This window comes from Dysgonomonas gadei ATCC BAA-286 (genome assembly GCF_000213555.1).
Lineage (GTDB): Bacteria > Bacteroidota > Bacteroidia > Bacteroidales > Dysgonomonadaceae > Dysgonomonas > Dysgonomonas gadei.
Map to the genome: position 1 here is coordinate 110,009 of NZ_GL891989.1, position 12,169 is coordinate 122,177.

Consider the following 12,169-nt stretch of genomic DNA (forward strand, 5'->3'; position numbering starts at 1 on the left):
ATTCCTAACTATTTCCCTATCTTTGCATCCATTTCCGAAACTAAAGAAACGTCAATGAGCCGAAAGAAAAAAGAACTTCCTCTGATAGAGAATGTGCAGATTGTGGATATAGCTGCTGAAGGCAAAGCCATAGCCAAAGTAGATGATATGGTTGTGTTTATACCTTATGTAGTACCGGGCGATGTAATCGATTTGCAGATTACCCGGAAAAAAAATAAGTATGCAGAGGGTAAACCTGTCAGGTTTGTTACATATTCTCCTGACCGTGCAGAGGCGTTTTGTGAACATTTCGGTATCTGTGGAGGATGTAAATGGCAGATACTGCCATATGCGGAACAGTTGAAATTCAAGCAGAAGCAGGTAACTGACAACCTTACCCGTATAGGAAAAGTAGATTTGCCTGAAATTCAACCGATATTAGGTTCGCAAAAGACAGAGTTTTACCGGAACAAGCTGGAATATACTTTCTCAAATAAAAAGTGGCTGACTTTGGAGCAATTACGTTCGGGAGAAAACTTTGCCGATATGAATATGGACGGGCTGGGCTTTCATATTCCGGGGATGTTTGACAAAGTATTGGATATCAATAAATGCTGGTTGCAAGATGATGTTTCGAACCAGATACGGAACTTTATCCGCCAGTATTGCCATGAAAAAGGATATACCTTTTTCGATTTGCGGAATAGGGGCGGGCTGATGCGCAACCTGATTATCCGTACCTCTACTACCGGCGAATTGATGGTTATCGTAGTATTCTACGATGATGAAAAACAACAGCAGGAAGATTTACTGAAAGCTATTGCAGATAAGTTTCCTCAGATTACAGCCCTGTTGTATATTGTCAACCAAAAGGCAAACGACACGATTACTGATCAGGAAGTGCTGACATGGAAAGGAAATGACTTTATTTACGAAGAGATGGAGGGCCTTAAATTCAAGATTGGACCGAAGTCATTTTACCAGACAAACAGTGAGCAGGCATATAATTTATATAAAGTGGCCAGTGACTTTGCCCGGCTGAATGGAGATGAACTTGTGTATGACTTATACACGGGAACAGGCACGATTGCTAACTTTGTGGCGCGCCAGTCAAAAAAGGTAGTCGGAATAGAATATGTGGAAGATGCCATTGAAGATGCCCGGTTCAATTCTATGAATAACAAAATCGATAATACGCTATTCTATGCCGGGGATATGAAGGATATACTTACTCAGGACTTCATTAATGAGCATGGCCGTCCGGATGTAATTATCACAGACCCTCCACGCGCGGGTATGCATGACGATGTTATCAAGTCTATACTCTTTGCCGAGCCTCAACGGATTGTGTATGTAAGCTGTAATCCTGCGACTCAGGCACGGGATCTGTCTTTATTGGATGAGAAATATAAAGTTACGAAAGTTCAGCCGGTAGATATGTTTCCTCATACACATCATGTAGAGAACGTGGTCCTGTTAGAAAAACGATAATACGACCAGCGCCTGAAGCATTATTTAAAGGCAAGATATGTCCACACTGGGTAGTGATCGGAATACTTGACCTTATCTACTGTACAATTATAGGATTCAAAAGCTCGCGAATGTAATATAAAGTCTATCCTCACCCAGAAGTAGTTTTCATGGTAGGTAATCCCTTGTCCAAACCCCGAATTGGCATATGAATCGACCAGATCGCCCTTCATCGTGTGATAAGCGTAGGAGATAGGAGTATCGTTAAAGTCTCCGCAGACGATCGTTGCTTTAGCATCTTGCTTATCCATAAAACTTCTGATAAGGTTTACTTGTGATTCGCGTATTTGATATGCTGCACCCAGTCTGTCCTGGAGAGTATTGGCCATCTCATCAAAGGATTCCCTGTCCCTTGTTTTGAGGAAGTCTTTATAGAGCTTTTTGTCTTCCGTAGTTAGCCTGTTCGATTCCAGATGGTTCACAACGAGAGTGACGGTGCGGCGGTCTATTTCCAGTTTGTGTATAACCGATCCGTTGTAAGAACTTTGAATCGGTATCTTTATTGATTCCGTAATCGGGAATTTTGAATAGCAGGCGATACCATAGATATAGGATCGTTTAGTCTTCCTTGGTTTCCCCAGTTCAATAATAGAGCGGTACGGATAATCTTTCATTATCTCATTCAACTCCTGTAATGAAATGATACTACCTTTACCCTTCTTAGCTGCTACGGCGAACTCCTGAAAGCAAACAATGTCGGCATTACACTGAGTTACATATTCGAAGATAGGGTTATTCTGAGCCTTTTCTCCTGTCAGCCAGTTGAATCCCCTTACATTATAAGTGAGTACCTTTATCTTGTTTGCGGGTATATCTTTTTCTTTGGTCTCCATATGCACAGGGAAGCAAGTCGATATAGGCTGCCAGCAGGCAAGAATCACAACCAACTGTATTAAAGCATACTTCCAACGGAAGAAGACAGTCCAAAGAATGAGATAAGCGATATTGATAAATAGCAGGATAGGGAATATTAACCCTAAGTAAGCGATTAAGGTCACCTTAGAGGGGACTACCGACCATGCCAGTAATGATAGCAGCAATAATATAATTGCTATAATATTGGTAGCAAAGATACTATACTTGATGACTTTGCCTATCTTCTTTCCTAAGAGCTTACTTGTTACTGGCATCGAATAATCGTTTTTTTTCGGCTGAACTAAGGCTATTATAGCCTGAAGCCTTGAGCTTGTCCAGAATACGGTCTATTTCTTCCGATTCGTTATATTTCCGCTGATTATATTCATAGTCCGCCTGATTTTTGAATTTAACCTTCATCTTGGGATCTCTCTTCGACTTAGGTTTCGTTAAATTAACGATAGAATCCATTATTTTGTTTATCCAACGGGTAATATCTTTTCCTCTCAGATATTGCTTCGCATATATATATCCCATTAAAGCACCGCCAATGTGGGCTATATGGCCACCGGGATTACTGGTGCTGGTAAGTCCGATAAAATCAAGGACGAAGATAACCAGAGCTATATAGATGATTTTTATCCGTCCCAGAAAAAGCAGTCCTATTTCGGTATTAGGCCGGTAAAATGCAACCGCAAATATAATTGCCATTACCGAAGCTGATGCTCCGATCATCGGGGCGCCATTCATTAGTACAAACATTGGGATTATGTTGAATGTCAGCACAAAAAGGGCTGCTCCAGCCAATCCCCCGAGTATATACAGACTACCAAGACTTTTAGCGTTGAAATATGAAAGAAATATCTGTCCGAACCAATACAGCATTAACATATTGAACAATATATGAAAAAAGTTCTCATGTACAAACATATATGTTAATGGCGTCCAGAAATGCGTCTTCAATAACTCCAACTGTGCCGGTATGGCTATATAACTGATAACGAAATCAGTGATATCTATATTGAAGAGCTTGGTAATGTTAACTGCTATCAATATAAGGAAAACACATACATTGATGACGATCAGCCGTATCAATACATCTTTTCGCTTAAGTATAGGTTTTATATTATCCGAAAATATTCCCATTTGTAGTAAATCCTTTTTTACGCCAATAAAGCAATATGATAAGACCTGTTATAAGCCCTCCAAGATGGGCAAAGTGCGCCACATTATCTCCGACTCTATCCACTACGCCTAATGAAAGCTCAATAACACCATATCCGATAACAAACCACTTTGCTTTGATTGGTATCGGTGGGAAGAGGAGCATAAGTTCCGCATTAGGGAATAACATTCCAAATGCAACCAGTATTCCAAAAACAGCGCCTGATGCACCCAGCATTGGAGTATTGATAAGTGCAAATAAATTCTGTATTGCCTCGTGATCACTTACATTTGCCATAACACTCGTAGCTCCGGCCTGTACTTGCGATACTATATCGGGAGATAAACTTTCTTCAATTCCTTTGATCCTGAGATAAGTAACTAATATTTGCAGTGCTGCAGCTCCTATCCCTGTAATTATATAATACACAAAGAATTTCTTAGGCCCCCATACTGTTTCCAATACACGTCCGAACATAAATACGGCAAACATATTGAAGAACAAATGGCTAATGCCACCGTGCATAAACATATATGTTATGATTTGGTGAGGCATAAAGAGGGATGAGGTGATGTAATGAAGCGACAAATAATTATTCAGGTTCACTATATCTTTCAGCATCACAGTCGCAAAATACGCTAATACATTTATGATAAGCAAATTCCGTGTTACAACCGGAATGGAACTCATAAAGCCTGCACTATTCTGATTCATCATTTTTCCTTAAAAATTGTTTTTTCAAGCCCAAAAGTACTTATATTTTTTCTTTTTCATTCTAAAATGGTATCTACATTTAGATATTTTGCAATTTAGCATGAGTTTTTCCGTTTTTTTTTATGATTATTAAATAAAACACTTATATTTGAGAGCTAGAAACAGAAATAGAGTAAAACGTAATTTCAGTTATATAATGTTTAATTAATCATTACAAAATTTATTATGAACAAGACAGAACTTATCAATGCTATTGCTGAAAAATCAGGCTTGAGCAAAGTAGATTCTAAAAAAGCTCTGGAAGCTTTTATCGAATCAGTAACAGGAGAAGTTAAAGCAGGTGGAAAAGTTGCCCTAGTTGGTTTCGGAACATTCTCTGTAACTCAAAAAGCTGCTAGAAAAGGCATTAACCCAAGAACTAAAGCGGTTATCAACATCCCTGCTAAGAAAACTGTTAAATTTAAAGCTGGTGCTGATTTAGCTGCATTGTAATTTAACTATTACATTTCTAAAAGATAAAGAGCAGAGAAGGATTTCTTTCTCTGCTTTTTCTTTAGACCTATCATTACTTTTGGAATAAGAAAAAGTAACAAAGGTAACACATTTTTAGCTATTAGCTGATAGCTGTTAGCCGATAGCTTATGTACAAAACCTGACAAACCTGACGACTTTTCACACAATTTTTATTGTCACTTTTTCTTCTAAAAACTCCGTGGACTCCTTTTTGGCTCCGCCGACCGTTGGTTCTCCGTGGTTAAAAATTTCTCGCAAAGACTCTAAGACGCAAAAAGGTAACAGTTCCCCAGAAAGTAACAAAGGTTACACTTTTTCAACTTATTACTTAAAACTTACTACTTATTTCAATATTTCAAAGAGCTAACAGCTAAAGGCTACCGGCTCTTACCCTATAGATAAAACTTCTCTGCTTTTATAAGCTTTATAGATAGTTTTTTATAATTTTGCAAACTTAATAATGAAAATAATAAATAATTAATATAATGAAGATTGAAGCCAGGTTGCAGGAAAACGTAATAAAGGGAATTGAAACCCTATACGGACAGACGATATCGTCCGGGCAGGCCTCATTACAAAAGACGAAAAAAGAATTTGAAGGTCATCTTACCCTTGTCGTTTTCCCTTTTGTGAAAATGTCAAAGAAAGGACCCGAGCAAACCGCGCGGGAAATAGGGGAGTGGCTTGTTGCAAATACTTCTGAAGTAGAAAGCTTTAATGTGATTAAGGGCTTTCTGAACCTGACTATATCAGGAGCTTGTTGGTTACAGGAGCTTAATTCTGTACGTTCTGTTGCGAATTACGGGATTCAAGAGATTAAAGCAGACGCCCCGTTGGTTATGGTAGAATATTCTTCACCAAATACCAATAAACCATTGCACTTGGGTCATGTGCGTAACAATCTGCTTGGCTTTGCTTTATCCGAAGTGTTAAAAGCAAATGGTAAAAGAGTACTAAAAACCAATATAGTAAACGACCGTGGTATTCATATCTGCAAATCCATGTTGGCCTGGCAGAAATGGGGAAATGGAGAGACCCCCGAATCGAGCGGTAAGAAAGGAGACCATTTGGTCGGTGACTATTATGTATTGTTCGACAGGCATTATAAAGCCGAGCTGGCAGAATTGCAAGAAGGTGGCTTGCCGAAAGAAGAAGCGGAAGCCCAGTCCAAGCTGATGGGCGAAGCCCGCGAAATGCTTCGCAGGTGGGAAGCCGGAGACACCGATACGGTTTACTTATGGAAAATGATGAATTCATGGGTATATGCTGGTTTTGATGAAACATATAAGAAACTGGGAGTAGACTTTAATGAAATATATTACGAATCGGAAACTTATCTGGATGGGAAAGAAACGGTTTTGGATGGATTGAAAAGAGGTGTTTTCTACCGGAAAGAAGATGGTTCGGTATGGGCTGATCTTACTGCCGACGGGCTGGATCATAAATTGCTTCTGCGTAGCGATGGCACTTCCGTTTATATGACACAGGATATAGGTACCGCACAACAACGATTCAAAGCTCATAAAGACCTGAGTGAAATGATCTATGTGGTCGGCAACGAGCAGAATTATCACTTTCAGGTACTTTCCATCGTTTTGGATAAGCTGGGCTACGAATTTGGTAAGGGACTTGTGCATTTCTCGTATGGTATGGTGGAACTTCCCGAAGGTAAGATGAAATCGCGTGAAGGCACGGTTGTGGATGCCGACGACCTTGTCGAAGAAATGATATCTACAGCCAAAGTAACTTCTGAAGAGTTGGGTAAGCTGGATGGCGCTACAGAAGACGAGGCAAACAATATTGCACGTATCGTAGGAATGGGAGCATTGAAATATTTTATTCTGAAGGTAGATCCTAAAAAGAATATGACTTTCAACCCGAAAGAATCTATTGATTTTAACGGAAATACAGGGCCGTTTATACAATATACTTATGCGCGTATCCAATCGGTGATCCGTAAGGCCGGTGACCAGGGATTATCTATTCCGCTATCTTTACCTACCGATATTGTACTCACACCAAAAGAAGAAAATCTTATACAACTCGCGGCCGAATATGCTGCTGTTGTAAAACAGGCAGGAGATGAATATAATCCTGCATTAATCGCTAATTATATATATGAATTAGTAAAAGAATATAATCAGTTCTATCATGATTATACAATACTGAAAGAGGAAAATGCTGCATTAAGAGATTTCCGTCTGGTACTTTCGCAGGAAGTCGGTAAAATTGTAAAAAGCGGTATGTCCCTGTTAGGTATTGAAGTTCCCGACCGGATGTAATACTCTATTCAGAAATAGGATCAGAATCTCCTTCGAGAGGTTCTTCCTCTATCCCAAGTTGTTCATTCAGCTTGGGAATATTTTTTAACCTCGTTTCCAGTTCCGCTTTATAAAGGGCTACCTGGATGGCCAGTTCCGAGCGGCTCTTCTCCGGTAGCATCTCAAAAGCAGAGTTTATCCATTTCACGGCATTTTCTACATCATCGAGGCATTCATTTGCTAAAGCTATATTAGATGCCAGTCGTATTTTTTTTGTGGGTTTACTTTCTTCATAGAGACTACCCCAGATATCCGCAGCTTCGAGCCACTTTCCCTGTTCCACATATTTTGCAGCCTGTTTCATCTCCGAAGAGTTATCCGAATAATACCAGCGCTGGCTTGTCTTCCACGAAGGTATAAAGTTGCTGGTTATTTTATCCGCGCCCACTACCGACATTTCGGTAACAAGGCTGTTGATTTCGTCTACATTGTTCTTTATCCTGCTCCAATCAGTCGCTTCCTGCCTGAAAAGACTATCTACAAGCCCGATCGGGGCGCCATATTGGGCACCATCTTTGGCGTACGCTCTCATTATAACTCCCAACTTTGTACCGAGAATACTGTAATTACTGAAATATGCTGTGTTTTCTGTTTCCAGTTGGGCGGAAATCGCAAATAGATTGAGAGACAACAATGCATCCGCATCTTTCTCGTGACAAATGGTTTGGACTTTTCTTGCCGGCAGCAGTGTTATATCATTGTTCGATCCATTGTATGTTTTATAAGGGTATAATTCTACTTTGTTAAAGTATTTTTCCTCATTCATAAACTTAGTCAGCGAATTCATAAATATGGTGCGGGCACTATCCATTGATAAAATCGACGGACCATTATTGGAGGGGGCGGTTTCTTCATCATTGTCTAATGTCGGGCTGTTGTCTACAATAACTACATTCGTAACTTCCGGAGGGAAAGATATGAATGCGGGTTGCCGTATATCTATCGATATAATATTGGTTGTGGTACACGAACTCAATATATATATGAATATAATGGAGGATAATACCTGCTTCATAATACGTTTCATTTGATGCTAACTCTTTATTTTCAATTTCATCGCGACAGGGCATAAATGCCGGAAAATAACAAATGGCTCTGCGACCCTAAATGTACAAAATAAGCATTATATTTGTAATATAAGTAAAAGAAAATATTTAGTGCTACTTTATTTAGTCATAACTAACTATTGCTGTTTCAGATACGAAAGCAATAAATGTGTATATGACCTTAATTATAAAAATAAATGAATGAACTTTCCGCAAACGAAGTTTTCAGGCTGGCTGCCGATATTGTGAGCAACACTTCACAAAGTGTATTCCTTACGGGAAAAGCCGGAACAGGTAAAACTACATTCCTTCATTATATACGGCAAAATGTAGATAAGAATGTCGTTGTGGCTGCCCCTACGGGTGTTGCCGCCATCAATGCCGGAGGAGTGACATTGCATTCCCTGCTTCAATTGCCGTTCGAACCTTTTATTCCCAACTTTGAAGGAAAGAAGAAACTGGACTATCATTTCAAGCTGCGCAAGTCTAAAATAGAAATGCTGCGTGAACTCGATCTGCTGATTATAGACGAGGTGAGTATGTTGCGCGCCGATATGCTCGATGCCATCGATTATATGTTGCGCCGCTACAGGAACAGCCAGCAGGCCTTTGGCGGGGTACAGATACTTTTTATCGGGGATATGTTCCAGTTGCCGCCTGTCGTGCAAACTTCGGAATGGGAGTTGCTGAAACATCATTATCCGTCCCCTTTCTTTTTCCATGCGCAGGTACTGGCCGATTACACGCCTCTTTATATAGAACTGAAAACGATATACAGGCAGCAGGACCAGCAATTTATCGATATACTCAACCGTATCCGTAACAATTGCGCCACATCTCAGGATTTACAGGTGCTCAACCAGCGGTATAATCCCGCATTCAAACTGCCCGAAGAAAACCGCTATATTGTTCTTTGCACACACAATTATAAAGCCGACCGTATTAATAATGAAGAGTTATCACGATTAGCAGGTAAAGAATATAAATTCAACGGTGAAGTAAAAGGGGATTTCTCCGAAAATTCCCTCCCGACAGAAGCTAATCTGACGCTCAAAGAAGGAGCGCAGGTTATGTTTGTGAAAAATGACGCAGGAGAGAAACGCAGGTATTATAACGGAAAACTGGCTACGATCTGCCTCTTGACGGAAGATAAGATACAGGTGCGCTTCGAAAACGGAGATGAAATGGAACTCGAAAGCGAAACATGGCGTAATGTCCGTTACAAGCTGAATGAGGAATCAGGGGAAATAGAAGAGGAGGAACTGGGTTCATTCACCCAGTACCCGATACGCCTTGCATGGGCAATCACCATCCACAAAAGCCAGGGGCTTACCTTCGACCGGGTGGTGATAGATGCGGGACAGGCTTTTGCCGCAGGCCAGGTATATGTGGCGCTTAGCCGTTGCACCTCTCTGGAGGGGATTGTTTTGTTTTCGCGTATCTCTGCGCAGAGCATAAGCACCGACCGTTTTGCCTTGGAGTTTGCTGATAAAGAGCAAAGCCCGGAATATCTCCGTCAGATATTGATTCAGGAAAAGCCCCGCTATTGTGCCGAACAGGTAAAGAAATACTTTGACTGGACACCATTTATACGCAGCCTGCATTCTTTGTACGACCTTGCCACGGAAAAGAAAATACCGAAACAGGAAGAAACGCAGGCGATGATTGCCCGGTTGTGCAGCAGGGCTGTGGAGCAACAGGAGATAGCCCTGAATTTCACGAGGGAACTGAACCGTATATTATCAACTCCAGATCCTGATATTGACCATCTGCGGGAGCGTGTGCAGAAAGGAATCCTGTATTTTCATAAAGATGTACAGCAATATATAATACTGCCTGTGGAAGAGCATCTGAACAGTCTTAAAAACGCATCGAAAGTAAAGCAATATCTGAAGAAAGCAAAAGAGATACATGCAGCGTTACTTCGTTTGCTTGAACGCCTGGAGTTTGTCCGCTATGGTGACATCAATCTTACTGAAGGATTGTCTTTTAATAAGATAGCGTCGCCTAAGGAAGAAATTACTGAAACAAAACCGGAGAAAAAGGAGCGGCCACAGAAAGGTGATTCGCAACGTCTGACCTTATCCCTCTTCAATGACGGAAAGTCGGTGAAAGAGATTTCCAAGGAACGTAATCTGGCTGTGACGACTATCGAAGGTCATCTGGCGGGTTTTGTCCTTACAGGAGAGCTAGCCGTTAGCCGTTTGGTCGATGAAAGCAGGATGGAATATATGCTTCCGGTATTGAGAGAGATTGCGCCTCAGACTCCGTTATCTGAGATAAAAGAGAGATTGCCCAAAGAGTGTTCTTATCTCGATATTAAGGCGGTGATGAATTATATTAGGTATAATAGGGGAGGTGAGGGCTAATACTTTGTGCAGGTTTGTAGCATGTGTGTTGCGTAGGAAACCTTTTTGCTCTATTGAAAACACGGACTACAAGCCCGCATCAGCAAGGGTTTTTAACTCTGACGAGCGGAACGAGGGTGTTTTTCATAAAATTAGATGGCTTTATTCTATCTCTGTAATTCTGAATTTTTCTTCATATTTTAAACTCTCTTCAATTTGTCCCAACTGTTTATATAATTTAGATAGTTCTAAATAAATATAATTAGAAGAGGAACCATTTTTTTCGCTAATTTTAAAAGCTTCGATAGCACCTGTGATGCATCCTTCATCACGTAAAATATAACCAAGATCTTCAGCTACAATATTTTTATTTATTGCTTTAGCCAATCCTTCCCTAAGAACATCAATGCCAATTTTAGAATTATCTTTAGAATAAAACAACTCATAATTTCCAAAACACTCGGAAGCAACCGCAGGTACAATTGAATATTTTATATCATAAATATTTTCTACTTTAATTTGCTCATTACTTGTCTTTATTACAACTGTTTCAGCTATCCTTTCAGGTGTTATTATTCCCAAATAACAATCTTTTATATGGTCTGAAAAAACTGATAAGCTTTGATAAAATAATAGTTCTCTTCTTCTGGGAGTAATTCGAAATTTGTTGGTTTAATTATCCAATTAAGTTCGTTTTCATCATCTTGGTTAGTAACAACAAAGACCTTTGTTTGTAAATCAGAAAAAATATTTTTTACTTTCATAGTTTATCTATTTCCTTGTCTATTTAAATATAACAATTATTTTTTATCTCAAAAGTATATTATCAAACTTCTCTTTCGCATAGTGGTTTTTATATAAATTAGCTTATTGAGAAAATCTCATAGTTAGGAACAGAAGTGTTTTTTTATGGGTTAATATTCAGATAGGTAATTTAAATATATCAATTCCAGATGGATGGCTTATGATATAATGAATTGTCACTACCATAAAGAGAAACATTATTATTGATTGTAGTATTAACAAAACATTATTTTTTTCTCTCTGATTATAAGAATAAACTAATAATGCCAATCAGTAGTTAAAGTAATTATTGTAGTATAAAATTGTTCTATTATTTCTAACGCGCCTGCCTGCTTGTTTTTCATTTTGCCTTGATGCAAAACGAAACAAAAAATCAAGGCTGCATCCCTCCGGCGACCCAAAACCGCAGCTTCGGTGGGGCAAAATAATACGGAGTCATCTTTAACCGGATTATCAGCCGTGTATAGCAGCTACCCTATTTTGCCCTACACCTCCGCTTTACAGATTGGGCACCCCGCATGCGGGACGAGGCCGTTATCGCGATGCGGCGACAGGACTGTGTCTTCTCAGGCTTTAGCCCTACGTGCGTCAGCCCTTGCGCATTAGTGACGCAGGCGGGGTACCCAATCCGTTGCAGGCGGCGTAGAATCAAACGGGGCGGTAGCCCGTTTGTTTGATTCAGCCGTCAAAACGGTTTTGGGTCGCCGAGGAACGAAGCGCTAGCCTTTTGGTTCGTTTTGGGCAATGCCAAAATGAACGTTTAAGCGCAACGAAGTGGAGCTGAAAAAAATTGGACATTAAATCTCAACTACTGATTCGCATTAATAATATAATTTCTATTATTAAAAGTGGTATAAAAATAAAAAATGTAATTATAGGCTCGCTCACTCAATC

General features: G+C 39.9%; 10 protein-coding genes. 4 read left to right on the forward strand and 6 right to left on the reverse strand.

All coding sequences use genetic code 11. The features are described from left to right. Nucleotides 1–54: 54 nt before the first annotated feature. On the forward strand, nt 55–1,470 hold the full coding sequence (gene rlmD / locus HMPREF9455_RS17640) for a 23S rRNA (uracil(1939)-C(5))-methyltransferase RlmD (protein ID WP_044216657.1): 1,416 nt from the start codon (nt 55–57) through the stop codon (nt 1,468–1,470). 20 nt (nt 1,471–1,490) lie between these two features. Here rlmD and HMPREF9455_RS17645 read toward each other — a convergent pair whose 3' ends face one another. Genes HMPREF9455_RS17645 through HMPREF9455_RS17655 form a run of 3 tightly spaced genes read right to left on the reverse strand, consistent with a single transcriptional unit; the run spans nt 1,491 to nt 4,246 of the window. Beyond that, on the reverse strand, nt 1,491–2,639 hold the full coding sequence (locus HMPREF9455_RS17645) for an endonuclease/exonuclease/phosphatase family protein (protein WP_006801106.1): 1,149 nt from the start codon (nt 2,637–2,639) through the stop codon (nt 1,491–1,493). Next, entirely contained in the window at nt 2,623–3,510 is an 888-nt protein-coding gene (locus HMPREF9455_RS17650; protein ID WP_006801107.1) for a rhomboid family intramembrane serine protease, read from the reverse strand. Before HMPREF9455_RS17650 ends, HMPREF9455_RS17645 begins: the two co-directional genes overlap by 17 nt. Beyond that, a complete protein-coding gene (locus HMPREF9455_RS17655; RefSeq protein WP_006801108.1) occupies nt 3,491–4,246 on the reverse strand; it encodes a rhomboid family intramembrane serine protease in 756 nt (251 codons plus the stop codon). The genes HMPREF9455_RS17650 and HMPREF9455_RS17655 overlap by 20 nt, the downstream gene beginning before the upstream one ends. 222 nt (nt 4,247–4,468) lie before the next feature. Between HMPREF9455_RS17655 and HMPREF9455_RS17660 the strand changes: the two genes are divergently transcribed. Both HMPREF9455_RS17660 and argS read left to right on the forward strand, forming a co-directional pair. Further along, nucleotides 4,469–4,735, forward strand: coding sequence for an HU family DNA-binding protein (locus tag HMPREF9455_RS17660; RefSeq protein WP_006801109.1), 267 nt, complete (start codon nt 4,469–4,471; stop codon nt 4,733–4,735). A gap of 506 nt (nt 4,736–5,241) precedes the next feature. After that, nucleotides 5,242–7,038: an arginine--tRNA ligase gene (gene argS, locus HMPREF9455_RS17665; protein ID WP_006801110.1), complete on the forward strand. Its 1,797-nt coding sequence runs from the start codon at nt 5,242–5,244 to the stop codon at nt 7,036–7,038. A gap of 4 nt (nt 7,039–7,042) precedes the next feature. On the opposite strand, the gene HMPREF9455_RS17670 is transcribed toward argS, so the two are convergent. Continuing rightward, a complete protein-coding gene (locus tag HMPREF9455_RS17670; RefSeq protein ID WP_044216675.1) occupies nt 7,043–8,092 on the reverse strand; it encodes a DUF6340 family protein in 1,050 nt (349 codons plus the stop codon). A gap of 228 nt (nt 8,093–8,320) precedes the next feature. Between HMPREF9455_RS17670 and HMPREF9455_RS17675 the strand changes: the two genes are divergently transcribed. Beyond that, entirely contained in the window at nt 8,321–10,492 is a 2,172-nt protein-coding gene (locus HMPREF9455_RS17675) for a helix-turn-helix domain-containing protein (protein ID WP_006801112.1), read from the forward strand. A gap of 141 nt (nt 10,493–10,633) precedes the next feature. Here the strand turns inward: HMPREF9455_RS17675 and HMPREF9455_RS21600 are convergent, their stop codons facing one another. Further along, nucleotides 10,634–11,053, reverse strand: a complete 420-nt coding sequence (locus HMPREF9455_RS21600) for a tetratricopeptide repeat protein (RefSeq protein ID WP_006801113.1) — start codon at nt 11,051–11,053, stop codon at nt 10,634–10,636. Between the two features lie 11 nt (nt 11,054–11,064). Next, nucleotides 11,065–11,235, reverse strand: a complete 171-nt coding sequence (locus tag HMPREF9455_RS21455; RefSeq protein ID WP_006801114.1) for a hypothetical protein — start codon at nt 11,233–11,235, stop codon at nt 11,065–11,067. Between the last annotated feature and the right edge of the window lie 934 nt (nt 11,236–12,169).

Excerpts from the sequence above, each read along its gene's own strand:
- HMPREF9455_RS17660 (WP_006801109.1), top strand. The coding sequence starts at position 4,469 with ATGAACAAGACAGAACTTATCAATGCTATTGCTGAAAAATCAGGCTTG.
- HMPREF9455_RS17670 (WP_044216675.1), bottom strand. The coding sequence starts at position 8,092 with ATGAAGCAGGTATTATCCTCCATTATATTCATATATATATTGAGTTCG.
- HMPREF9455_RS17645 (WP_006801106.1), bottom strand. The coding sequence starts at position 2,639 with ATGCCAGTAACAAGTAAGCTCTTAGGAAAGAAGATAGGCAAAGTCATC.
- HMPREF9455_RS17655 (WP_006801108.1), bottom strand. The coding sequence starts at position 4,246 with ATGATGAATCAGAATAGTGCAGGCTTTATGAGTTCCATTCCGGTTGTA.
- HMPREF9455_RS21455 (WP_006801114.1), bottom strand. The coding sequence starts at position 11,235 with ATGAAAGTAAAAAATATTTTTTCTGATTTACAAACAAAGGTCTTTGTT.
- rlmD (WP_044216657.1), top strand. The coding sequence starts at position 55 with ATGAGCCGAAAGAAAAAAGAACTTCCTCTGATAGAGAATGTGCAGATT.
- argS (WP_006801110.1), top strand. The coding sequence starts at position 5,242 with ATGAAGATTGAAGCCAGGTTGCAGGAAAACGTAATAAAGGGAATTGAA.
- HMPREF9455_RS17650 (WP_006801107.1), bottom strand. The coding sequence starts at position 3,510 with ATGGGAATATTTTCGGATAATATAAAACCTATACTTAAGCGAAAAGAT.
- HMPREF9455_RS17675 (WP_006801112.1), top strand. The coding sequence starts at position 8,321 with ATGAATGAACTTTCCGCAAACGAAGTTTTCAGGCTGGCTGCCGATATT.